The organism is Microvirga tunisiensis (genome assembly GCF_009296175.1).
Classification (GTDB): Bacteria; Pseudomonadota; Alphaproteobacteria; order Rhizobiales; family Beijerinckiaceae; genus Microvirga; species Microvirga tunisiensis.
In genome coordinates this window covers 1-23414 of sequence record NZ_VOSK01000084.1, presented here as the reverse complement: position 1 = coordinate 23414, position 23414 = coordinate 1, and the positions used below count along the sequence as shown (strand labels likewise).

Sequence of the window (23414 nt, the reverse complement as noted above, 5' to 3'; positions counted from 1 at the left end):
ATCTCGCCCGGGCGGAGTTCGCAACGCTGCGGTTGCGCCTGCTCAAGATCGCCGTGCGGGTGCAGGAAACCACCAGCCGCATCCGACTGGCCTTTGCCTCGTGCTGTCCGGAAGCGGATCTCGTCCGGCGTCTTGCGAGCGCTCTGGCACCCCAGCCCCGGGCGGCCTCGCCCTGAGCGCCGGGGCTGCCATCGCCCCGGTCATCCCATCCCGTCCCTGCCAACGCGTTCCCCACGTTCCAGACCTTGCCGCGGTGAAAGAAACGCAGCGGATCGGCACGCCCGCGCTACCAAATAGGCCCCGAAACAAACTCTGGTGAATAGGAACGGCTAGGTTCCATTAGTTCACAGCCAAGGAATGGGTGCCGATATCCTTCACAAGGGGATGACGGCCCTACAGGCTCCACGCATTAGCACAACCATGGCCTCGGGAAAGCCCCGCCCGCCAAGGACTCTGCCCACCTTACCGCCATTCTGCCCAAAAAACCTGCAAAACGAAGCTGATCTACTCGGGAGTCCATCCGCCCGTCACCCTCTTGAGGCGCGGCGTCCTCAGGACACTCACGACCCGCTCGGGCAACCGTGGGTCCACGGCGGCAAGCTGCTCCCGCCATACATCCGTCTGCAGCATCGCCGCTCCGATGGCGACGGGCCTGATCCCACAGGTTTCCAAAAGGCTCAAAGCTGCAACAACGGAGCGCCCACTGCTGATGACGTCATCCACGAGCAGGAGGCGCCTGTTCTGGATCAGCGGCACCATGCGAGGGTCGAGATAGAGACGCTTAACCTGCCCCGGGCTGGTAATGGACGTCATTGGAACCGAGAGGTCTTCGCGGTACCAGAACTTGCGGGAGGTCCCGAGTGGGACATAGCGGCCGTGTCCCAGCTTCTTCGCCGTGCCACTTGCCAGGGTAAGCCCCAGCGTCGGAAGACCGACCACCACCTCGGGCTCGAAGTGCCGGACCTTTTCAGCAAGGCTGGCACACAAGGCCTCTTCGACGGCAAAACCGGCCTGGTTGATGATGAGGGATGCGAGAGCGTGCTCCCCATCGGCCAATTCCCGGATCGGAAGGCGCAACTGACGGCCATCCTCGAACTCCGCAGGAAAGAACCCGCGATGCCCTTCCGCCGGCAGCCTCTCGAAGGTGTGAGGCGGATGGATCTCCTGCCAGAAATCATGAGGCTGCATCGCTTGTATCTCTCATTCGTATGGCACTGAATGATTGTGACCCAGCCGGCATCGCGCTATCGAACGGGCTTGGCCAGCCCATCCAGGACGACAGCGCGATGCCCCTTCAGGATTTCATCAAGGCGGACCTACCATTCCTGCGCAGCCTCCGCCAAGACCTCCATGCTCATCCGGAGCTGGGATTCGAGGAGGAGCGGACGAGCGGGATCGTCGCCTCACTTCTGGAAGAGGCCGGACTTCGGGTCCATCGCGGATTAGGGAAGACGGGCGTCGTCGGCACTCTGCAGGTGGGCAACGGCACGCGAACCATCGGCCTTCGCGCCGACATGGATGCACTGGCGATGCCGGAGCAGGCGGAACGTCCCTACAAATCGAAGTTTGCCGGAAAGATGCATGCCTGCGGACATGACGGGCATACGACGCTGCTGCTCGGGGCTGCGCGCCATCTGGCAAAAACCCGGGATTTCTCCGGGACGGTGCATTTCATCTTCCAGCCGGCGGAGGAAGGCCGTGGCGGGGCAAAGAAGATGGTCGAAGATGGGCTCTTCGACATCTTTCCCTGCGATGCCGTCTATGGCCTGCACAACATGCCGGGTCTGAGCACCGACGAAATGGCGGTGACGGCCGGTCCTCAGCTTGCCTCGTCCGACACATGGTTCGTGACCTTCAAGGGGGTAGGCACCCATGGGGCCAAGCCTCATCTCGGCAAGGACCCGATCACGGCGAGCGGGCATTTCCTCTCCGCCCTGCAGACCATCGTAGGACGGGTGGTCAATCCCCTGCAGCCCGCCGTGGTGAGCGCCTGTTCTATCCAGGCCGGCGATCCGCGGGCGCTCAACGTCATTCCGGATATCGTCGAGATCGGCGGAACCGCGCGGGCCTATTCGGCCGAGGTGCGCGATCAGCTGGAAATGGAAATCGAGCGGTTGGGGCGGGGCGTCGCCGCCATGTTCGGCATCGAGGTTTCATACGAATTCCGCCGCCGCATTCCGCCGGTCATCAACCATGCAGATGCAACGGCCCGCGCGCTCAAGGCGGCGCGGGCCGTCTGCGGCTCCAATGTCGTGACAGATTTCGAGCCCTCGACGGCTGGCGACGACTTCGCTTTCTTCGGCAACGCCGCGCCCGGAGCCTATGTCTGGCTCGGGAATGGACCCGCCGTCGATGGAGCGCTGCATCACAACACAGCATATGACTTCAATGACGACGCGATTCCGACCGGCGTTGCATTCTGGATTGCGCTCGTGGAGCAGGAACTCGCAACCTGAAGCCTACTGTCCCCTGACGCGGGAGGGCTCGGTCTCACCGACATCGGCATCGATCCAACCGCGTCTGTTCTTTTTCTGGCTTTGGATCTTCTTGCCTCTATCTCGGCGAAATTTCTCATCCGGCTTCCGGCGGTGGGAGACGGAGGTCGCAACAAGCTTCTCCTCGATTTTGGCGTTGAGGCTTGCCCGTAAATCAACCACGGCTTCAACATCGTCGAAGACATCCGGATACCGCTGCCCCAACCAGAGCCAGCTGGTGGCGATCTTTACCCTGGCTTCGAGCTTCAGAAGATCCGTGTTTACGCCGAAGTCCGGCGCATGAACGCGCCCATGCAGAGCATGCTGCCGGGCCCAATCGAGAAGGAGTTCGACAGCTAGTTGCTCGCGCCCGTCAACCGGCGCCATCGCGTAGGACAGGCGGTCGAGGATCGGCATGTCCACCGTATCCAGGAGCGTCGCCAGCTCGATCATCTCCTCCATATCAGCCATACGCAGATCCGGATGCCCGGCAACGAGGGTGTCGTTCAGGTGACGAAGAATGCGGCCGAGCCGGTCGGTCTGCAGCACTTCGCTCGCCGACAGCACCGTCTCGTGGTTCGGGCGGACATAGGCTTTCCCCCGCAGCTTCGCGGCATCGCCCTTGAGCGCATTGCCAATGACAGTCTCGACCTGGGCGTATGCGCCGGCGTCCGGCAGTGCCGTCACAAGGCCTTCGTCATGGTGGCCGAAGCGCCCTGCCCGGCCGGCAATTTGCTTGATCTCCATGGCCGTGAGCTGACGCTCGCGCACGCCGTCGAACTTGCGCAGAGTCGAAAAGACGACTCTCCTGAGCGGCCCGATATTGAGGCCCATTCCGATGGCATCCGTAGCGACAAGGATTTCCGCCTCGCCGTTGCGGAAGCGCGCCGCCTCCGCCCGGCGGACTTCAGGTCCCAGGGCACCATACACGGTCGCAACCGTGCGCCCGGCCGAGACCAGACGCGTGCGCAGATCGTGTACGTCGCGGCGGGTGAAGGCCACGACGGCATCGCCACGCGACAGCTTGTTGAGATTGGCCGGGACACCTTCCACGCGCAGCTTGCCCTTGCGCTTGAGGATCTTCACCTCAAGCGGCTCGCCGGTCATCGCGAGCAGATGCTCGACCAGAGGGATCGCTTCCGGTGCGCCGGTCAGGACCACGAGTTTTGCAGGCGCTCCGATCATGGCCTGAGTCCAAGCCCAGCCGCGGCTCGGATCTCCCAGCATCTGGACCTCGTCGATCACGCAGACGTCGACGACGCGGTGCAGATCCAAGGTTTCGATCGTGCGGGCAATATGGGTCGCGTCGTCCGGCAGAACGCGCTCCTCGCCCGTGACCATGCCGGCCGCGAGTCCCTCCTCGCTCATGCGCTCATAATGTTCGAGCGCAAGGAGCCGCAGGGGCGAAAGAATCTCGGCTGTCTCAGCCTCTCCGGCGAATTTCAGAGCCTCGTAGGTCTTGCCCGAATTGGTCGGCCCTGCGAGGAACAGGAATCGGCGGTTCAGGGAGCGCGCGACCGGAAAGATGGCCGCATAGCGCTCATAGCCGGACGCCTCGCGGATCTGCGCCTCGCGCAGATGCCGGAGTCGTCTGGCGGCAGCCTTGGAACGATAATCGTCGAGTTTCTGGCGCAGCTTACGCCCTGCGCCGCCTGGCCCGCCCTTGTCTGAAGCGTGGATCCGGTCGAGCTTCTCGAGAGCAACCTGAATACCGCCGAGGATCGCCTGACGCTCGTCCGTATCTTCGTAAGCAGCCAGATAAGTCTCAAGCTCGTCGCGCCAGCTTGCCAGCTCCTGCTCGCAGGCCTCGAAGGTTGCGTCTCGCAGCTCAATGATCTTGGCTTCGAGAGCTTCCGACGCCGCAGCAAGTTCGGCACGCTCCACGCGCGCCGGTGCTAGCACGACCGCTGCCACTTCAAGAGGTTCGGTAAAGGCGAACTCGACGGCGATATCGAAAGGGGGACTGTCCGGCAGAACCTGCATCGGCTTGCTGAACACCGCCCTATAGCCCGCAAAGACACGCTCCAGCTTCCACCGGCCGCTCTCGATCCTGCGGATGTCCTCGGCGACGTAGATGCCCGTATTTCGGCGGACGGGCGCAAGAACGCTCTGCCGGCGCCGATGGGCGGCATCGTCGAGAGGCTGATGATCCCCTCCGCTTCGGGGAGCATGGGGAGCGCTCTCAAGGATCTCGCCTCCCTGCTCCCGCCATGCCGGCACTTCGGCCGCCAGTTGCGCAACGACCTCCGGATCGAACATGGGAGCCTCGAAGGCGCGCCCACGCTTCTGGAATGTCCGACGCTCGGCCACTGGGATCAGCCCGGCCTCGATCCAGCGCTCGCACTCGGCTGCGCTGGCCAGGAGAATTCCCGGCAGGTGATTGAGGCTGACAAGGTTCTTAGACTTCTTGGACATTCACAGTTCCGCATGGCGGAGCGCGTTTGTCGCTGCTTCAGCCTTGTTCATGGGTGCACCTGCCGCTCCGGCATGAGCCAGGGTTAAACTCGCGGAAGGCTCAGATGTTTTCGGGGACCGCACTCGGAGATGCTGCCCGGCCCTTTCAGGTTTGGGCCCAGGCCGGGAGGATCAGGTTTAAGGCCTTGATCCGCTAACTCTTTCCTTCGTTCCTATGTGTCTACGGCGGGGTGCAATATCAAGGGATCCACGGCTACAGACAGTCCTTATTTGCAATAGGTTATCCCCGGCTGAATGAGAGAACGCCTCAGACGTCGCCCTCGCCGGCGAGCGTCTTCCTGAGAAAGGCAAGCCCCAACGCCGTGAGAAATGCCGCCTGCTCCTTGTTGGCTGCCCCGTGCCCGCCGTCATCGGGCTCGTAGAAGAATACCGGCTGCTTCATCGCGGCGAGCTTCGCCGCCATCTTACGCGCATGGCCAGGATGGACGCGGTCATCGCGCCGTGAGGTGACGAGCAGAACGGGAGGATAGGCCCGCCCTTCCTCAAGATTCTGGTAGGCAGAGAATCCCGCCATATAGGCCCAGTCCTCGGGCCGTTCGGGATCGCCGTATTCGGCCACCCAGCTAGGCCCCGCCAGCAGCCTCGTATAGCGACGCATGTCGAGAAGCGGCACCGTGCACTAGATCGCACCGAAAAGTTCCGGATAGCGAGTGAGCATGTTGCCGACGAGCAGGCCTCCGTTCGAGCCTCCATAGGCCGCAAGCCGCTCCTCCGTGGTGACGCCACGCTTCACAAGATCGCGGGCGATGGCGGCAAAATCGTCGTGAGACAGGCGCTTGCCTTCGCGCATGCCCGCCTTGTGCCAAGCGGCTCCGAACTCGCCACCGCCACGGATGTTGGCCACGACCCAGACATTGCCGCGCTCCAGCCAGGTCTTGCCAATGCCACCGAGATAGCCCGGTGTCATGGAGACCGAGAATCCACCATAGCCGTAGAGCACCGTCGGGCGCGGACCGCCGGGTTCCTTCGGACCAATCTGGTAATAGGGAATGCGTTCTCCATCCACGGAAACAGCCTCGTGCCGGGTCACCTCCAGGTTCGAAGCATCGAAGGCCGGTGGAGTTTCCTTCAGCACCTCGATCCGCTTGTCCTCGGTCACGAGAGCCAGTTTCGTGGGCTCGATGAAGCTTGAGATCGCCAGCAGGAACTCATCCGTGCGTTCGAGCTGACCCGCATCGAGCGCCATGGTTTGGACCGATGCGGCATCCGGCAGCCCCTCCAGACGTTCAAGGTGCCAGTCCGTACCTGGCGTGCCAAGCCAGATCTGGCTTGCCAGATTGTCGAGCACCGTCAGCACCAGCCGGGACTTGGTCCACCAGAACCCGGAGAGGACCCGCCTCGGACCGGGCTCGAACAACATCTCGAAGCTGCGGTCTCCTGCCAGAAAACGGGAAAAGCTGATCGCCAGAAGCGCATCGGCCGGATAAATGCGCTCCGGCAGGGTCCAATCGCTCTTTAGTTTCACGATCAGCCAATCCTTCTCCACGTCGAACCGGGCGTCGAGCGGAAGGTCGATTAGTAATGGATCCCCCTGCTCCTGCGCGAGATAGCTGATCCCCTCCTCGAAGGTGATCTGCCGCCGGTAGAAGATTCGCTCATAGCCCGGCTCCAGATCGACTGATGCCGAGATGTAGATATCGTTGAACTCGCCCTGAAAGAGCAGCGGAGCCTGCTGAAAGTCCGAGCCACGCTGCCATAGGCGGACCGTGCGCGGATAACCCGAAGCAGTCGCTGCATTCGCGCCGAGCGTGGTCGATACCAGCAACTGATCCTTGTCGAGCCATGCGGCACCGCCCTTGGCCTCGGGCAGTGCGAAGCCATCATCGACGAAGCGCTTCTCGACGAGATCGAACTCGCGCATCACGACGGCGTCCGCCCCGCCGCGGGACAGGCTGACCAAGCCGTAGCGCTGTTCCGGCTGGAGCGTGCCGCAGCCTTTCCAGACCCAATCCTCACGTTCGGCACCAGCCAACGCATCGATGTCGAGCACTGTCTCCCAGGACGGTTCCGCCGCGCGATAGTCTTCCATCGAAGTGCGCCGCCACAGGCCGCGCACATGGGTGGCGTCCTGCCAGAAATTGTAGAGCTGGCCGCGCCTTCTGGTGATGAATGGAATGTTGTCCGGTCGGGTCGAGATCTCGTAGAGCGTCCGCTTGTCGACCTCGAAGTTTGCGTCGCATAGGACAGCTTTCGTGATCTCGTTGTGAGCACGCACCCAGGCGAGTGCCTCCTCGCCTTCCACATCCTCCAGCCTGAGATAGGGGTCGGGGCGCTCCTGCATCCGTTCGGCCATAATGGTGGATTCCGTTCAGGTTGGTGACATCAGGTGGGCGAGAATCGATGACAGGGATTATTGGTCGGCCCGAGCCATGGGCAACACTTTGAGCAGAACCGAACGGATCACCATCCGTTGACGATAAACCATTTGTAAGGGGCCGCCATGGATCCGTTTGTATCCGCACTCGAAGAGCTTGCCGAAGCCCTGACGGCCGGCGAAGACCCGGAACAGGCCCTGCCGGATATCGCTGGCGAGCATGACCTTCCGGTCCAGGCCTTGCGCAATCGGGCCTTGCGGGCGTTCGGACCGCTCGAAACCTATAAGCAGCGTCAGGCGGAGTTGAAGAAGGAGCGTGATCAGACCGCGAGACGTCGCGACCCGGTCTTTGCAGGCGCCTCCTTCCTGGCCGCCGTGGCAAGTCTCAGTCCCAAGCTCTCTGTGGACGAGAGGCAAGCCGAGATCGGGCGTCTGGCGGAAGAGTACGATGTCGATCCCGCCGCCCATAAGGAAGCCATCGAGCGGCTGCGCAAACGCTGACGGCCCGAGCGTTATCGCCTGCCCCATTCCAACCCTAAACCTCTTTCGCAGGCGCAGTTTCAGGCATGACCGGCGCGGCTGCCTTGTCCGCCGGCTTCCGCTCGCGCGTCACCAGACGAAAGAACAGCGGGACGAAGAGAATGGCCAGGAAGGTCGCGGCCAGCATACCGCCGATGACGCCGGTACCAACCGAGTGACGGCTTGCCGAGCCTGCACCCGTCGAGACTGCAAGCGGCACGACACCGAGGATGAAGGCGAGAGAGGTCATCACGATGGGGCGGAACCGAAGACGTGCTGCATCCAAGGCCGCATCGTAGACGGTTTCCCCTGCCCTGTAGCGCTCGGCCGCGAACTCAACGATCAGGATCGCGTTCTTGGCTGCCAGCCCGATGAGGGTGACAAGCCCGACCTGAAAATAGATGTCGTTCTCGATCCCGCGGAGCCAGATGGCGAGGATGGCGCCGAAGACCGCGAAAGGCACGGCCGTGATGACGGCGAATGGCAGGGACCAGCGCTCGTATTGTGCTGCCAGGATCAGGAATACCATCACGAGTCCGAGGAGGAATCCCTGCGACCCGGTTCCTGCCGATTGCAGCTCCTGATAGGCTGACCCCGTCCAGCCGATGGAGTAGTCCGAGGACAGGTTTTGCGACACCACCTGCTCGATTGCGGCGATCGCCTGCCCCGAGGAGTAGCCCGGAGCCGGATTGCCCTGGATCTTCGCTGCGGGGAACACATTGAACCGATCAACCACATCCGGACCAACGATGCGGGAGGTGGACAGGAGAACGTTGAGCGGAACCATGTTGCCTTTGTCAGAGCGGACGAACACGTGCTGCAGATCGTTGGGCGTCATCCGGAACTCGGGCTCGGAGGAGAGGCTCACCCGATAAGTCCGTCCGAACAGGCCGAAATCATTGACGTAAAGGCTGCCGAACGTGCTCTGCATCGTGTCGAAGATGGCCGAGATCGGGACGCCGAGCGCCTTCGCCTTGTCGCGGTCGACGTCGATCCGGTACTGCGGCACGTTCGTGTTGAAGGTCGTGGAGACGCCTGAGAGCTCCGGCCGCTGCCTCGCGGCCTGGATCACCTGCTGTGCCGCCTGCGACAGGCTCTCCAGAGAACCGCCCGACCGGTCCTGCAGGTAGAACTCGAAGCCGCCAGTCGTGCTCATGCCCGTGATCGGCGGCGGGTTGAAACCGACTACGATCCCATCACGGAAGTTCACGTTCAGAGCCGCGAAAGCCGGAGCGAGATTGCGCGCGTCGAGCCGCGGGTCGGTCCGCTCCGACCAATCCTTGAGGGTCACGAAGGACACGCCGGCGTTGGTCTTCTGAGCGCCGGACAGGAGATCGAACCCGGCAATGGTCACCACGTCGGCGACGGCGGGATTGCGTTTGAGCTCCTCGCTCACCTTTGCGGTGATGTCGAGGGTGCGGTCGAGGGAGGCTGCAGGCGGCAGCGCCGTCACGACGAAGACGTTTCCCAGATCCTCTGCCGGCACGAGGCCGCCCGGCACCCGCTCGAACAGCAACCAGGTTACCCCGAGCATTCCGCCTATGAGAACAAGGGCTATCAAAGCGTGGCGCAGGAAAAAGGCGGTGCCGGAGGTAAACGTCCGCGTCGCCCAGTCGAAGCCGCGATTGAAGATGCGGAACGGCAGCCACGGTTCGCTGTGTCCCTCCTTGAGGAGGAGCGCACACAGGGCGGGAGTCAACGTGAGCGCCACGATACCGGAAATCACCACCGATACCGCAATGGTCACGGCAAACTGGCGATAGAGTTCGCCGGCCAGACCGCCGAGGAAGGACACGGGGATGAACACGGCGCAGAGAACGAGTACGACGGCGATGACGGGACCGCTCACTTCCTGCATGGCCTGGATGGCGGCCTCCCGTGGCGGCTTATGCTCCGTCGACATGATGCGCTCGACATTTTCCAGCACGATGATGGCATCGTCGACCACGATCCCGATGGCCAGGATGAGGCCAAAGAGAGTGAGGAGGTTGACTGAGAATCCCAGCGCATACATGCCGGCAAAGGTGCCGACGATGGACACCGGCACGGCCAAAAGCGGGATCAGGGTCGCGCGCCAGTTCTGCAGGAAGAGAAAGACCACGATCACGACCAGCACGATGGCTTCGATGAAGGTCTTGACGACCTCCTCGATGGAGACCTGGATGAACTTCGTCGTGTTGTAGGGCACGTCGTAGCGCAGGCCGTCGGGGAAACGCTGGGCGAGCCGGCTCATCGCCGCATCGACGGCTCCCGAGACGTCGAGAGCGTTGGCGCCAGGCTGAAGATAGACCCCGATCGGCACCGTCGGGGCCCCGTTCAGGGTCGATATTGTGGAGTAGTTGAGAGACCCGAGTTCGACCCGCGCGACGTCCTTCAGCCGCAGCGCGCCGCCGTTCTCGTCGGAGCGCAGGACGATCTGTTCGAACTCGCGCGGGTCTGCGAACCGTCCCTGGGTCGTGACCGAATAGGTGAAGGCCTGCCGGCTTGGCGTCGGCTCTTCCGCAAAGCGCCCGGCCGCGAATTGCGCGTTCTGGTCGCGGATGGCGGCGGCAACGTCACCGGGCGTCAGATTGTACTGCGCGACCTTGTCGGGCCGAAGCCAGATGCGCATGGAATAGTCCGAGGCCCCGAAGAGCGACGCGTCGCCGACCCCGGGCGTGCGGCGCAGCTCGTCGATGATGTTGATGAGCGCGTAATTGGAAATGTAGATCGTGTCGTAACGCCGGTCGGGTGAGGACAGGGCTACGATCTGCAGGATCGAGGACGATCGCTTGGTTACCGTCACACCCTGCCGCCGCACCTCCTCGGGCAGAACGGCCGTCGCACGTTGGACACGGTTGTTGACGTTGATGGTTGCTTGGTCGGCATTCGTCCCGGTCTGGAAGTACACCGACAGGCTCATGGTCCCCGAACCGGTGGAGGTCGATTGCATGTAGATCATGTCCTCGACCCCATTGACCTGCTGCTCCAAGGGAGCGGCGACGGTTTCGGCAATGGTCTCGGCGCTCGCTCCCGGATAGGTGGCCGACACCACGACCTGAGGCGGGACGATTTCGGGATATTGCGCAACGGGCAGAACCCGCATTGCGATCAGGCCGATGAGCACGATGGCGATGGAAAGGACCGACGCGAAGATCGGGCGGTCTATGAAGAACTTCGAGATCATGGCCGGGCCCCAGGTGCGGAGGCGTTTGGGGTGCCTGTGGTCTGCGCGGCCTTGGGATCCATCGGCACCGGCCTGACGGGCTGGCCCGGACGGACGCGGATCACGCCATCGACGACCACCCTGTCACCACCCTTCAGCCCCTCACTCGCGACCCAGCCCGCCGCCAGTTCCGGTCCCAGGCGGATCGGGCGCGCCTGAGCGATGTCGTTCTCGCCGAGCACATAGACCAGTGGCCCCTGGGGCCCCTGACTCACCGCTTGCTGTGGAACGACGATCGTATCGGGCAGGGTGATGCCGATGAGGCGCACTCTGACGAACTGGCCCGGCAGCAACAGGCCATCCGGATTCGGGAAGATCGCTCGCGCCTGAATCGTTCCGGTCTGCAGATCAACCCGCTGGGCGGCCGTATCGATCCTGCCGACCTGCGGGTACTTCGCCTGCCGGGCATATTGCAGCTCGACGGTCAGATCCTTCTCCGAGATTGGCTTCTCTCGCCGCTCGTTCAGGGCACGGAAGGCCCTGCCCTCCTCGTCGGTGAATGAAAAGTTCACATAAGCCGGATCGATCTGAGAAATGGTGGTCAGAAGCGTCTGCTGCGCCTGGATGAGTGCGCCGACCGGTGGCGACTCCAAAGCCGTGATCCCGGTCCCGGGCGCCGTCACGGTCGTGTAGCTCAAGTTCAGCTTCGCGTTCTGAATCTCAGCCTCGGCGAGTTGGACGCCAGCCCGAGCCTGGTCCCGCTGGGAGCGCGCATCCTCGAGCTGTGCCTCTGTCGAGACACCGCGGCGGACAAGCTGCTCGATCCGGTTAAAATTTTCCTCCGCCTGGCGGACGGCCGCTTGGGCCTGCAGCAGCTGGGCTTCCGCCCGGCTCACCGCGACCTCGTAGGATGCCGGGTCGATCCGGAAAAGCACCTGGTCCTGCGTGACGCGCGCGCCCTCCTCATATTCGCGCTTGAGCAGGAGCCCGCCGACGCGCGGGCGCACTTCGATATCGCGAAAGCCGGAGACGCGGCCGGCATATTCCACCGGGTACGGCACCTCGGCAGGCTGGACCACCACGATTCCAACCTGAGGTGTCGGCAGCGAGGCGGCCGCCGTCTGCTGCGCCGGGGTTTCTCGCGCGGAACGGGACATGAAGTAGTAGACGCCCGCAGCGAGAACCAGACCAGCCACGGCGATGAGGAGGATGCGCTTGACCACTTTGCCCTCCGGCTTCGTTGGGACGAACTGCCCCGTCGAAGGGCTGGCCTTCATCGGCGCATCACGGGGGAACGGCTGGCCACAGATCTCCACCCTTAGGGCATGAACATCTTGACCGTGTGCGGGTTCCGCGACGGACCGGGCTGCTTCCATGCACCCTGCGGCAAATTAACTTGTGTTAACAAATTCTTCCTTTGTGTCGGGTTTCTGACAGACGAACAGCTGTGCTCCGGTATCATTCGCCCCAAACACAGAATGAACAAATCGCAGGGGGCACCATCATGGCCATCCGTACGCCGTCCGCTTCTTCATAGAAGGCAGTGGGCTGCGCCGGACCATGGAGTGCTTGATGAAGAGCAAGAAAAGAAGGCCCATGGGCTCTGAGCCTCGCCGGACAGCCAAGCTTGAGCGCGAGCTCAAAGCCATCGAAGCTCAACTTGCATTATTGGAAAAAGACACCAGCCTGGATCTCGCCGCTCAGGACCATTTCGTCCTATGGAGACGGCCGAACCTCTTTGCGCCCTGGCCGTTAGGCCTTCAGCATTAGGCAGGATCCCTTCACCCTTCAGCGCCGGAACATCTTCGTTCGACGTTGAATCACGCCCTAACTGAACCCAGAGAGCGACGATGACCACGCGAAAATTCAATCAGACGCCTCCCGACAAAGCGCGGGATCTCTTCGAGAAACTTCTTGCGACCTCCGATAGTGCCATCAAAACCCGTGAGCGTCTTTTCGCGGATCTGCAGGAGGAGTTGACGCTGCTAGCAACCCTTCAGGAGCAGCATCTCCTGCCAGTCCTTCGACGGCATGGGATGGAGGACCTTGTTCGGCAGGCCCTCAGTGACAATGAGGAGACGACTGCGCTTCTGACAGACCTGGAGCGCATGCCAAAGAACAATGGTGAGTTTCTCGCCAAAGTGGCTGAACTGAGAAGAGTGTTCCAGCAGCATATTCGCGATGACAGGAAAGAGCTTCTCCCGGCGGTGCTCAAGGTTCTGAGCGACGATGAAGCGGAAGCAGTTGTCGAGAAAGTGGAGGACGAAATGGCAGCTATCGATGAAACGAAGCGGTTCGAGGCACGCCGTGCCCGCGAGCAGGTCGATACGGTGCAGAGGGTCGCCGACGACCTTGGCGAAACCGTGCGAGCGGGGACGGAAAGCGCCCAAAATATTGCGCAATCGATGCAGCAGGTCATGCAGAACAGCTTCGGCGTATTTTCTGAATTGGCCCGCCGCTCGACAGGTCAGGCCATGCAGATGTTCGGCCGCTCCGATGGAGAGGGCCGCGGGCTCACCGAGCGAGCTTCGGAAGGCCTGAAGACCGTGGCTCAATCGAACACTGTCCTGGTGCGAGGCTTTCAGGACGTGTCGCGAGAATGGTTCGAGCTGAGCCAGAAGCGACTGCAGACAAATCTCGAAGGGTTGAACGCCCTCGCCCGCTGCCGGTCCATGAACGACTTTGTTGCGGTTCAAAGCTCCCTCATCCGAGACAACCTGGAGCAGACCGTCGACAACAGCCGGCGGATGGCCGAACTCACAATTCAGCTGGCGGACGAAGCTGCCCGGACTGCAACCGTCGAAGTGGACCATCTCGCAGAGCGGGTCAGCCGAGCAGCTTGATTCTCAGCCGACGTTGTGCCCCTGGCCGGAAGCCAGGGGCACATGACGCCCCATGGCGAGCCGGTCAGTGCTGTTTCTCCGAACGATTCAGGGCGATTGTCCAGCGGTGCGGCCAGAAAGCCAGGACCGCCACGATGAACGTGAGCAGGAGGAGAGCCACCATCACCTGAGCCACTCCGAAGATCGGAGCGTCTTTGGCGACGAACCAACTTGTGACGACACCTGCTGCAACCATCAATATCCGAACGATCCAGCTGATCATGAGCGCCTCCACGGCCCCTGCGCATAGTCCGAAGCTTCCTACAGATTAGCTGTCGAACCGGACGATCACTGTTGTAAAAATCTCATTCCATCGTTTGACCGGGTCAATTTCGGTCCGATCCGGCCATTGAGCAGTTCCTTCAGAATTCGGGCACTCCCTACCGATACAAGGCCAAGCTGCCCCATCCTTACCAAAGTGATGATCTTAACTTGTGTTAACCGCTCGAAGGAAGTTCACGCCGCCAGAATATCATCGGAGGACGCTATGGCCACACACGTCGAGCATTCCCGTCTCCAGAAGGCACCGAACAGAAGTCGAGTTTATTCCCCGGACATTCTGCCTCTGCTCCAGACCGTCCTGGCCGATCTCGCCGATATCGATTTCGCCTTCGAGAAGAGCCTCGAGACCATCAAGCACAGCCCGGCCGATGAAGAGCGCAAGAGCGAGATGATCGCAAGTCTTTGGCGCCAGCACCGGGAGCAGCGGGCGCCCTACATTCGGGAACTCGCAGCCCTGCGGGAGCGGATCGAGACGACATTCATCTGAGGAAGGCTACGACGCTGCTCCTGGGGCGCAAGTTTCTACCGGGCGAGCACACGTGCGGCGTTCTTCGTCGTGTCAACGGCCTGGGACACCTTTCCGACTGCCGCCGATATGGTTCCGATATTGTCGGCAATGAGTGTCACGGCTTGGGACGCATCCTGCATGTTGGAGGACATTTCCTGTGTGACAGCACTCTGCTGTTCGACGGCAGATGCCGCTCCCACCACGTGATTCCGCATGGTTTCAACAGAATTGCGGATTTTCGTGAGCGCCTCGACAACTCCGCTCGATACGCTACGAACGGCATCGATTTCCGTTGAGATTTGCTCGGTCGCCTTGGCCGCCTGCGACGCCAGGTTCTTCACTTCGCTTGCGACCACCGCGAACCCCCTGCCAGCCTCACCCGCTCGGGCGGATTCGATTGTCGCATTCAGGGCCAAGAGGTTGATCTGCCCGGCGATGCTCTGAATGAGGCTGATGATGCCTCCCATCGCCTCTGCAGCAGAAGAGAGTTTGTCCGTGTACTCGTTCGCGCTTTTCGCCTCGGTGAAAGCAGTATCGGTCGCCACGCGAGAGGTGGCCATGCTCTGCGCGGTTTCTCTCACCGAGGCGGCTAACTCCTCGGCCGCAGATGCCATCATCTGAACATTGCTGGACGTGGCGGTTGCTGCCTGGCTCGCAGAGCTTGCCTCCTGGGTGGATTGGTCGACAGCCGCATCGATCTCGCCGAAATTGGTCTCGATCATGCCCCTGAGATTGATCAGCAGACCGACCTGCTGCGTCACATCGGTTGCATATTTCACGACCTTGTAGGGACGCCCGCTCGCATCGAGGATCGGATTGTAGCTGGCCTCGATCCAGATCTCGCGCCCGCCCTTGCCGATCCGCTTGTACTGGGCCGCCTGGAACTCGCCCTTCTTGAGCCGGCGCCAGAACTCGAGATATTCCGGACTGGTCCGCATCCCTGGCTCGACGAACATGCTGTGATGCTTGCCCCGGATCTCCGGAAGGGAGTACCCGACAGCCGCAAGAAAATTCGCGTTCGCGTCGAGAATATTTCCGTCGAGATCGAATGAGATGACAGCCTGCGATTTTCCAATCGCCTTGACTTGTCCCTTCAGCTCCGCCTGTTCCTCCATCTGCGTCGTGATGTCCGTTGCGAACTTGACAATCTTGAAGGGCTTGCCGTCGCGACCGAGCAGAGGGTTGTAGCTCGCCTCGATCCAGACTTCCCTGCCGCCCTTACCGAGGCGCTTGTAGCGAGCCGCCTGATACTCTCCAGCCTTCAGTCTTCTCCAGAACTCCGCATAGGCAGCCGTTTCGCGAAACGCGGACTCGACGAACATGCTGTGATGTTTGCCTTGAATTTCTGGAAGGGAGTAGCCCACTGTGCGAAGAAAATTTTCATTGGCCGTTATGATCGAACCATCGAGATTAAATTCAATAACAGCTTGGGCTCTATCGATCGCTTCAAGTTTAGCTTTGATTTCAAACTGTGATCGAGACAATAAACCCAACATGGATCAACTCCGGCACTCACCACGAGACGGAAACAACAGCAAGAATGCCCATAAATTTCCATGTCATGTTGGAGCCAAATTCATAATAAGCTGTAAAGCGAACAACTAAGTATTTGAGCTTACCGTTTTTTGCGTCTTCTACTGAATCGAAGACGTAATATGTCGTTGTCGACCCGCCGCTTGCTCTGCTGAAACGGACTTATGAGATGATGACAATAGCACCTTGCGCTGCTGTTGGGACGCCAAGCCTCGCACCTCCAGCATGACCATTATGTAGACGAAATTGGAAACGATTCTTCGATCGAGAGCAACGCGCAAAACGACGGTCTCTGTCACAGTGTGACAGTCCTCGTCTCGTGAATGAAATCAAGGCTCGGGAGGTTGATATGCCGGCTCGTACATCCTCCACACTCAAGGGGAACCGAACCTCCAAGTCTCAACTGGCCATACTGCCGACTTTGACGGCCACTCCGGAAGCATCGACCGTTCCGGTCTCAGCGCCATCAGCTTCCCCGGAGCCTTGGGATGATGCTGAACTCCATCAGCTCCGAGATGCCCTCGACCACACAACCCATGCCGGCCTTGCTCGCCTCACCGCCGGCCTGTCACCCGCGGCCATCGTCGATGCGTTCATGGACTGGACTGTCCATCTGGCCATCTCTCCTGGCAAGCAGGTTGAACTCGCCACCAGGGGCGCACGCAAATGGACGAGGCTGACGCAATTCGCTTCCCGTTGCGCCCTTGATGGCGGCACCGGTGATCCGTGCATCGAACCGCTTCCTCAGGACCGCCGCTTTGCGGAACGGGAGTGGTGGCGGTGGCCCTTCAATCTCTTCCAGCAAAGCTTCCTGCTGCAGCAGCAATGGTGGGAAAACGCCACGACCGGCGTCGATGGCGTAACCAAACAGCATCAGGCCGTCGTCGAGTTCATCACGCGCCAGATCCTCGACATGGCTTCGCCATCGAACTTCATTGCCACGAACCCGGTTGTGCAGAGGCGTACTCTGGAAACCGGCGGGCAGAACCTCGTTCAGGGCCTTCGCAATTTCCTGGACGATTGGGAGCGGATCGTCCGTTCGAAGTCTCCAGCCGGCACCGAGGCCTTCCGACCTGGCCGCAATGTGGCCGTCACGCCCGGCAAGGTGATCTATCACAATAATCTTATCGAACTGATCCAGTACAACCCCACGACCGAGAAGGTCCGGCCGGAACCGATCCTGATCGTGCCGGCCTGGATCATGAAGTACTACATCCTGGATCTTTCGCCCGAGAACTCACTGGTTCGCTATCTCACGGACCAGGGTTTCACGGTGTTCATCGTTTCCTGGAAAAAAATGACTGCCGAAGACCGGGAACTCGGCCTCGACGATTACCGGGAGCTCGGAGTGATGGCGGCACTCGATGCGGTCAGTGCCGTCCTGCCCGATCGAAAAGTCCATGCCGTCGGCTACTGCCTCGGCGGCACACTTCTCTCGATCGCGGCAGCCGCCATGGCGCGGGACGGCGACAAGCGTCTGGCCACCCTATCGCTCTTGGCGGCACAGAACGATTTCCGCGAGGCTGGGGAGCTCACTCTCTTCATCAATGAGAGCCAACTTCACTTCCTCGAAGATCTGATGCGCAGCCAGGGCTATCTCGACACCCGGCAGATGGCCGGGGCCTTCCAGCTTCTGCGCTCGAACGACCTGATCTGGTCGCGCCTCATCCGGCACTACCTGATGGGTGAGCGCACGCCCTTGAACGATATCATGGCTTGGAATGCCGATGCGACACGCATGCCCTATCGCATGCATGCGGATTACCTTCGGAAGCTCTTCCTCAACAACGATCTGGCCGAAGGACGCTTTCAGGTAGACGGACGCCCCGTCGCGGTCAGCGACATTCGCGTCCCGATCTTCGCGGTCGGTACAGAGCGGGATCACGTTGCGCCGTGGCGCTCCACGTTCAAGATCCATCTATTGGCCGACACCGACGTGACATTTCTTCTCACGACCGGCGGTCACAATGCGGGCATCGTCGCCGATCCGAGCAGGGCTGGAGGAAGCTTTCAGGTGCTGACACGATCCGCGGTCGGCCATTACCTGGATCCCGACACCTGGATCAAGATCGCGCCGCGCTTCGAGGGCTCATGGTGGCCGGAATGGACGCGCTGGCTGGTTTCGCATTGCGGCGAACTCACGAAGCCCCCGACGGCGGGAGCACCGGCACGAGGCTATCCTGCCCTCTGCGACGCGCCCGGCACCTATGTGCTGCAAGCCTGATGCGGCACTCCTTCTGAGCGCAATCGATGATCGCGATAGTCTACCGGCGTTTCAACTTTGCATACGCCGGTATAGGGTACTGCGGCTGACACCAAGCTGGCGGGCTGCGAGCGAGACATTGCCCTTGGCGGCCCGAAGCGCATCCTCCATGGCCGTAGCGGTGATGGATTCCAGGGTCGACAGCGCTTCTTCGCGAGGAGACAGGGCCCTCTCAGCGATCGTAACGCCAAAGCGCACATCCGCCGGCAGCGCGTCCATCGTGAGCGTCTCACCCGGTTCGCAGAGTGCCAGCATCGCTCGAATGCAGCCGACGAGCTGACGGAAATTGCCCGGCCATTCATAATTCACCAGTTGCGCGCGGCACTCTTGCGTCAGGGCGTTTCGCTGTGTCCTTGCTCCAAGGGAATCCCACAGTTCGTCGACCAGTTTCGCGCGATCCGAGCGGTGGCGAAGTGGTGACAGCTCGAACGTATATTGCGCGATGCGGAAATAGAGATCCGAGCGGAATGTCCCCGCTTGGACGAGGTCCCACAGGTTCCGGTTCGTGGCACAGACCAGCATGAAATCGACTGGAATGGCCCGCCCGCCACCCAGCGGGACGACCTCCCGCTCCTGCAAGGCGCGCAGGAGCTTCATCTGCAGGGCGAGCGGCATGTCGCCGATCTCGTCCAGGAACAGAACGCCGCCATCGGCTTCCCGGAGATAGCCTTTCGATCCACCGGGCCGCGCCCCTGTGAATGCGCCGGCCTGATAGCCGAAAAGCTCGGCCTCGATCAGCGTTTCGGGCAAAGCCGCACAATTGACCGCGATCAAAGGCTTGTCCGAGCGCGCGCTTCTCGCATGGACGGCGCGGGCGAAGATCTCTTTTCCGGTTCCCGTTTCGCCACGGATGAGGACCGGCACCGCTGCATCGAGCAGCCGGACCGCGCGCGCAATGGCCTGTGCCGTTTCAAGGTCGAAGATCGGTCTTGGGACTGTGGGCGGAACAGGTCGTGCAATCCGCTTGGCCGATGCGGGAACTTTCCTGAACCCATCGAGGCGCCCCACAAGCTTGGTGCCGTTCTCCCGCTTGAGGCTGCCGCTATCGACCAGGGCGGCAAGCCGGTCGCGGAACAGGTCCGTCCATGAGGCCTCGCCGATCGCATCGAACCGTCGTCCGATAAGCGCCAGGCCATGCCGGTTGGCCGCTTTGAGCCGCCCATCCTCGAACACCAGGATCCCTTCCCGTGAGGTTCCGAGCATGGCTGGATCCACATGGAGTCGCACAACGTCGGCGCCTTCAAAATCCTGTTCGAAGAGCCGATGCTCGATCTGTTCGGCCGCCATCTTCACGAGGCCGAACGCATGCGCATGATGCGTCTCGGCCGGACCCGACAGGTCCAGGACGCCCAACACATTTCCCTGCGGACCGATGATCGGGATGGCGGAGCAGCTCAGGATCCGGTTGCATTCGAGATAGTGCTCCGCGCCGCGCACTTCGATGGGGCATCCCTCGGCAAGCGAGGTTCCGACCGCATTCGTTCCCGCGACCTGCTCGCTCCAGGGAACGCCCGGCCGCAGGGCGACTCGAGCCGCCCGTTCCGCAAAATCGAGACTCCCGACGGTGTCCAACACGAGGCCGGAGGCATTGGTGAGGATGACGATGCTGTCCGTGGCTTGAGCATCCGCATAGAGCGCTTCGACCTCCGGCCGGCAGAGGCGCTTGAAAGCCTCCGCCTCGTCAGCCGTGAGCGCGAATTCGTAAGCCGTCAGCGGCTCCGGGAGCGAGTTGGCCCTGCCTTCGAGGCCGAGTGCCTGACAGCGGGTCCAGGACCGCAGAATGGATTGCGGAATGAGCCCGCCGGGCACGGCCTTCTGCGAAAAGAAATGCTGACAGGCATGCTGGATTGGATCTGGCGACAAGGGCGTCCTCCCATCCCGGTGTCGCAAATTGCAACAGTGTTGCAGATGCGTTTCTTTCCGCGACAGGCTCCATGATAGGCGAAGCTAAGGCGAAAAGAAGTCATCGGAAGAACAAGAAGCAAAGCCACGGCTCGGCTCGTTCCTTTTCAAGAACTTACCGCAGTGCAAAAGCAGAGGTTCCTGGCATGGGAGCAGGATGGCACGAAAATTGCAGAAGCCGGTTTGTTCATCCAGGGAGGAAGCCAGTGAACAAGCCAGAATTTCTGAGCGTCTCGAATGCGCCATTCAAGGACCGTTACGGCAATTTTATCGGCGGGCAGTGGGTCGAGCCGGTGAATGGCCGCTATTTCGAGAATACCTCTCCTATCACCGGAAAAGTCGTCTGCGAGATTGCCCGCTCCGACAAGGACGATATCGAGAAGGCTCTCGACGCGGCGCATGACGCCAAGGACGCCTGGGGCAAGACCGCTCCGACCGAGCGATCGCGCATCCTCAACGAGATCGCTAACCGGATGGAAGCGAATCTCGACACCCTCGCCTTGGCGGAAACCTGGGACAACGGCAAGCCGATCCGCGAGGCGACGGCAGCCGACATCCCGCTCGCCATCGACCATTTCCGGTATTTCGCCTCCTGCATTAGGGCTCAGGAAGGCTCGGTCGCGGCGATCGATCACGATACCGTCGCCTATCACTTCCACGAGCCGCTCGGCGTCGTGGGGCAGATCATTCCCTGGAACTTCCCGATCCTGATGGCGACGTGGAAGCTCGCACCCGCTCTCGCCGCCGGCAATTGCGTCGTCCTCAAGCCTGCCGAGCAGACGCCGGCCTCGATCCTGGTCTGGGCCGAGCTGGTCGGAGACCTGCTGCCGCCCGGCGTCCTCAACATCGTCAACGGCTATGACCTCGAAGCCGGCAAGCCGCTAGCCTCCAGCTCGCGCATCGCCAAGATCGCGTTCACCGGTGAGACCACCACTGGCCGCCTGATCATGCAATATGCAAGCCAGAACCTGATTCCGGTGACGCTCGAACTCGGCGGCAAGTCGCCCAACATCTTCTTCGACGACGTGACCGCGGAGGACGACGATTATCTCGACAAGGCCATCGAAGGCTTCGTGATGTTCGCCCTGAATCAGGGCGAGGTCTGCACCTGCCCGAGCCGCGCGCTCATCCAGGAATCGATCTACGACCGCTTCATGGAGAAGGCCCTCAAGCGCGTCGTGGCCATCAAGCAGGGAAGCCCGCTCGACCCATCGACCATGATCGGCGCTCAGGCCTCCAGCGAACAGCTGGAAAAGATCCTCAGCTACATCGATATCGGCAAGCAGGAAGGCGCCGAGGTGCTGACGGGCGGTGAGCGCAACAACCTGCCGGGCGAATTGGCCGGCGGCTATTACGTGAAGCCCACCGTGTTCCGTGGTCACAACAAAATGCGCGTCTTCCAGGAGGAGATCTTCGGGCCGGTCGTCTCCGTCACGACCTTCAAGGACGAGGACGACGCCCTGTCGATTGCCAACGACACCCTCTATGGTCTCGGCGCCGGCGTGTGGACCCGCAACGGTAATCGCGCTTATCGCTTCGGACGCGCGATCCAGGCGGGTCGCGTCTGGACGAACTGCTACCATGCCTATCCGGCCCATGCCGCTTTCGGTGGCTACAAGCAGTCGGGCATCGGCCGCGAGACGCACAAGATGATGCTCGATCACTATCAGCAGACCAAGAACCTGCTGGTCAGCTACAGCAGCAAGGCCCTCGGCTTCTTCTGAGAACGCCGATGGACCGGAGCGCAGCGGATCGCGCTCCGGTCCACTTCACGGGAGAAGTCACATGAATGGCGATATTCTGCGCGTGACCGCGACGCCCGCCGCGCTCGACCTGATCCCGACCCTGCAGAGCGAGTACGGCCCGGTTCTGTTTCACCAATCCGGCGGTTGCTGCGATGGATCCTCGCCCATGTGCTATCCGCAGGGCGACTACATTGTCGGGGACGAGGACGTCCTCCTCGGCACCATTGGCGGGGCACCGTTCCATATGAGCCCGTCACAATACGAATACTGGAAACATACCCAGCTGATCATCGACGTGGTGCCCGGCAAGGGCGGCATGTTCTCTCTCGAGAACGGCCGCGGCGTCCGTTTCCTGACCCGGTCTCGCCTCTTCACGGACGAGGAGGCGGCAGCCCTCAACCTGACGAGGTCACCGGTCTGAACATCAGCTCTTCGGGAGAATGGCGACTCCGGTAGGGCTCGAACCTACGACCTGCCGCTTAGAAGGCGGCTGCTCTATCCAGCTGAGCTACGGAGCCATCCGGCTGAGGGCCCCGGCCTAGTGGGTCCAGGGGCCGACGCGGTTGAACTTGAAGTTGTCGGAGTAGGAAATCGTCCGCCGCTTGACTTCTTGCGGCTCCTCGACCCGGTAGGCGATGCGCTCGCGCTCCGCATAGGCGATGGCCTCTTCCTTCGTGTCGAACCAAAGGCGGAGCTGCTGACGGGTATCGCCCGAGCTCGTCCAGCCCATGAGGGCCTCGATCTCGCGGGGCCTGTCCTGCTCAAAAACGAGAAGCCACTGCTTGGTCCGGGCCATTCCGGACTGCATTGCGGACTTGGCGGGCTTGTAGATCCGTGCAGGCATTGGTTTTGGACTCTCTCCAAGACTCATCCGGTGAAGATGGTCGGGGCGGCAGGATTTGAACCCGCGACCCTCTGCTCCCAAAGCAGATGCGCTACCAGACTGCGCTACACCCCGTTATCCTCAACAGCTTGGTTTCTCTATCGATCTGAGAACACCTAGGCAAGCCCTCGGTTTCGCCGATAGGTACGAAAAGGGCCTTATTGATCGTTTCGGAGGCCAAAGTCCCAAAGAAAAGCTTCACGAATGTTCCGGGCCTGTTCCATTCCAAGCGAATGCCACGGGTGAGCGGTCGATCCTTGAGGCCCGCAATGAGAAGGGCCGCTGTTTGCAGCGGTCCCTTCCGTCCTGCCCTGCCCGTCCTGCCCTGCGAAGGCGTCGCTCCTACGCGGCCTTGACGCCGCGGAGGAAGGTTTCGACCTCGCGCCCGAGATCGTGCGAATGGCGCGACAGCTCCTGGGCTGCGCCCAGCACCTGAGAGGCCGCCGCTCCGGTCTCGCCGGCGCCCTGCTGCACGTCGCCGATGCTGCC

General features: G+C 61.6%; 17 protein-coding genes, 2 tRNA genes and 1 pseudogene. 9 read left to right on the top strand and 11 right to left on the bottom strand.

The genetic code is table 11. The features are described 5' to 3' along the window. On the top strand, positions 1-176 hold a 176-nt coding region (locus tag FS320_RS19635), incomplete at its 5' end, for a transposase (protein WP_192926244.1). A 328-nt stretch (positions 177-504) separates the two neighbouring features. Here FS320_RS19635 and FS320_RS19630 read toward each other — a convergent pair. Then, positions 505-1188, bottom strand: a complete 684-nt coding sequence (locus FS320_RS19630) for a phosphoribosyltransferase (RefSeq protein ID WP_152713538.1) — start codon at positions 1186-1188, stop codon at positions 505-507. Between the two features lie 98 nt (positions 1189-1286). Between FS320_RS19630 and FS320_RS19625 the strand changes: the two genes are divergently transcribed. After that, positions 1287-2456 (top strand): M20 aminoacylase family protein, encoded by a 1170-nt coding sequence (locus FS320_RS19625; protein WP_152713536.1) that lies wholly within the window; start codon positions 1287-1289, stop codon positions 2454-2456. 3 nt (positions 2457-2459) lie between these two features. On the opposite strand, the gene FS320_RS19620 is transcribed toward FS320_RS19625, so the two are convergent. Both FS320_RS19620 and FS320_RS19615 read right to left on the bottom strand, forming a co-directional pair. After that, complete coding sequence (locus FS320_RS19620) at positions 2460-4889, bottom strand: helicase-related protein (RefSeq protein WP_152713534.1); 2430 nt, start codon at positions 4887-4889, stop codon at positions 2460-2462. Positions 4890-5196: 307 nt separating this feature from the next. Further along, positions 5197-7242, bottom strand: a pseudogene (locus FS320_RS19615) (prolyl oligopeptidase family serine peptidase). A 147-nt stretch (positions 7243-7389) separates the two neighbouring features. On the opposite strand from FS320_RS19615, the gene FS320_RS19610 reads away from it, so the two are divergent. Next, positions 7390-7764 (top strand): hypothetical protein, encoded by a 375-nt coding sequence (locus FS320_RS19610; protein ID WP_152713532.1) that lies wholly within the window; start codon positions 7390-7392, stop codon positions 7762-7764. 34 nt (positions 7765-7798) lie between these two features. On the opposite strand, the gene FS320_RS19605 is transcribed toward FS320_RS19610, so the two are convergent. Beyond that, on the bottom strand, positions 7799-10945 hold the full coding sequence (locus FS320_RS19605; RefSeq protein ID WP_338105414.1) for an efflux RND transporter permease subunit: 3147 nt from the start codon (positions 10943-10945) through the stop codon (positions 7799-7801). After that, positions 10945-12204 (bottom strand): efflux RND transporter periplasmic adaptor subunit, encoded by a 1260-nt coding sequence (locus FS320_RS19600; RefSeq protein ID WP_152713528.1) that lies wholly within the window; start codon positions 12202-12204, stop codon positions 10945-10947. The genes FS320_RS19605 and FS320_RS19600 overlap by 1 nt, the downstream gene beginning before the upstream one ends. Before the next feature lie 295 nt (positions 12205-12499). Here FS320_RS19600 and FS320_RS19595 point away from each other — a divergent pair, with 295 nt between their 5' ends. Continuing rightward, on the top strand, positions 12500-12697 hold the full coding sequence (locus FS320_RS19595; protein ID WP_152713526.1) for a hypothetical protein: 198 nt from the start codon (positions 12500-12502) through the stop codon (positions 12695-12697). Positions 12698-12777: 80 nt separating this feature from the next. Then, a complete protein-coding gene (locus FS320_RS19590; RefSeq protein ID WP_152713524.1) occupies positions 12778-13770 on the top strand; it encodes a phasin family protein in 993 nt (330 codons plus the stop codon). Between the two features lie 64 nt (positions 13771-13834). Here the strand turns inward: FS320_RS19590 and FS320_RS19585 are convergent, their stop codons facing one another. After that, a complete protein-coding gene (locus tag FS320_RS19585) occupies positions 13835-14032 on the bottom strand; it encodes a hypothetical protein (protein ID WP_152713522.1) in 198 nt (65 codons plus the stop codon). 264 nt (positions 14033-14296) lie between these two features. Here FS320_RS19585 and FS320_RS19580 point away from each other — a divergent pair, with 264 nt between their 5' ends. After that, positions 14297-14578 carry a hypothetical protein gene (locus tag FS320_RS19580; protein ID WP_152713520.1) on the top strand — a complete coding sequence of 94 codons (282 nt, stop codon included), beginning with the start codon at positions 14297-14299 and terminating at the stop codon, positions 14576-14578. A 35-nt stretch (positions 14579-14613) separates the two neighbouring features. On the opposite strand, the gene FS320_RS19575 is transcribed toward FS320_RS19580, so the two are convergent. Continuing rightward, complete coding sequence (locus FS320_RS19575) at positions 14614-16095, bottom strand: methyl-accepting chemotaxis protein (protein ID WP_152713518.1); 1482 nt, start codon at positions 16093-16095, stop codon at positions 14614-14616. A gap of 386 nt (positions 16096-16481) precedes the next feature. On the opposite strand from FS320_RS19575, the gene FS320_RS19570 reads away from it, so the two are divergent. Continuing rightward, positions 16482-18356, top strand: a complete 1875-nt coding sequence (locus FS320_RS19570) for a PHA/PHB synthase family protein (RefSeq protein WP_152713516.1) — start codon at positions 16482-16484, stop codon at positions 18354-18356. Between the two features lie 51 nt (positions 18357-18407). On the opposite strand, the gene FS320_RS19565 is transcribed toward FS320_RS19570, so the two are convergent. Then, on the bottom strand, positions 18408-20258 hold the full coding sequence (locus tag FS320_RS19565; protein ID WP_152713514.1) for a sigma-54-dependent Fis family transcriptional regulator: 1851 nt from the start codon (positions 20256-20258) through the stop codon (positions 18408-18410). A 245-nt stretch (positions 20259-20503) separates the two neighbouring features. Here FS320_RS19565 and adh point away from each other — a divergent pair, with 245 nt between their 5' ends. Both adh and FS320_RS19555 read left to right on the top strand, forming a co-directional pair. After that, a complete protein-coding gene (gene adh / locus FS320_RS19560) occupies positions 20504-22021 on the top strand; it encodes an aldehyde dehydrogenase (protein WP_338105413.1) in 1518 nt (505 codons plus the stop codon). Positions 22022-22082: 61 nt separating this feature from the next. After that, entirely contained in the window at positions 22083-22463 is a 381-nt protein-coding gene (locus FS320_RS19555) for a DUF779 domain-containing protein (RefSeq protein WP_152713510.1), read from the top strand. A 20-nt stretch (positions 22464-22483) separates the two neighbouring features. Here the strand turns inward: FS320_RS19555 and FS320_RS19550 are convergent. The 3 genes from FS320_RS19550 to FS320_RS19540 form a co-directional block, all read right to left on the bottom strand. Next, positions 22484-22560: transfer RNA gene (locus tag FS320_RS19550), tRNA-Arg, on the bottom strand. A 20-nt stretch (positions 22561-22580) separates the two neighbouring features. After that, positions 22581-22886 carry an ETC complex I subunit gene (locus tag FS320_RS19545; protein ID WP_162003103.1) on the bottom strand — a complete coding sequence of 102 codons (306 nt, stop codon included), beginning with the start codon at positions 22884-22886 and terminating at the stop codon, positions 22581-22583. Between the two features lie 37 nt (positions 22887-22923). Continuing rightward, positions 22924-23000 (bottom strand) — tRNA-Pro (locus FS320_RS19540). Positions 23001-23414: the final 414 nt, after the last annotated feature.

Excerpts from the sequence above, each read along its gene's own strand:
- FS320_RS19630 (WP_152713538.1), bottom strand. The coding sequence starts at position 1,188 with ATGCAGCCTCATGATTTCTGGCAGGAGATCCATCCGCCTCACACCTTC.
- FS320_RS19625 (WP_152713536.1), top strand. The coding sequence starts at position 1,287 with ATGCCCCTTCAGGATTTCATCAAGGCGGACCTACCATTCCTGCGCAGC.
- FS320_RS19620 (WP_152713534.1), bottom strand. The coding sequence starts at position 4,889 with ATGTCCAAGAAGTCTAAGAACCTTGTCAGCCTCAATCACCTGCCGGGA.
- FS320_RS19610 (WP_152713532.1), top strand. The coding sequence starts at position 7,390 with ATGGATCCGTTTGTATCCGCACTCGAAGAGCTTGCCGAAGCCCTGACG.
- FS320_RS19600 (WP_152713528.1), bottom strand. The coding sequence starts at position 12,204 with ATGAAGGCCAGCCCTTCGACGGGGCAGTTCGTCCCAACGAAGCCGGAG.
- FS320_RS19595 (WP_152713526.1), top strand. The coding sequence starts at position 12,500 with ATGAAGAGCAAGAAAAGAAGGCCCATGGGCTCTGAGCCTCGCCGGACA.
- FS320_RS19590 (WP_152713524.1), top strand. The coding sequence starts at position 12,778 with ATGACCACGCGAAAATTCAATCAGACGCCTCCCGACAAAGCGCGGGAT.
- FS320_RS19585 (WP_152713522.1), bottom strand. The coding sequence starts at position 14,032 with ATGATCAGCTGGATCGTTCGGATATTGATGGTTGCAGCAGGTGTCGTC.
- FS320_RS19580 (WP_152713520.1), top strand. The coding sequence starts at position 14,297 with ATGGCCACACACGTCGAGCATTCCCGTCTCCAGAAGGCACCGAACAGA.
- FS320_RS19575 (WP_152713518.1), bottom strand. The coding sequence starts at position 16,095 with ATGTTGGGTTTATTGTCTCGATCACAGTTTGAAATCAAAGCTAAACTT.
- FS320_RS19570 (WP_152713516.1), top strand. The coding sequence starts at position 16,482 with ATGCCGGCTCGTACATCCTCCACACTCAAGGGGAACCGAACCTCCAAG.
- FS320_RS19555 (WP_152713510.1), top strand. The coding sequence starts at position 22,083 with ATGAATGGCGATATTCTGCGCGTGACCGCGACGCCCGCCGCGCTCGAC.
- FS320_RS19545 (WP_162003103.1), bottom strand. The coding sequence starts at position 22,886 with ATGCCTGCACGGATCTACAAGCCCGCCAAGTCCGCAATGCAGTCCGGA.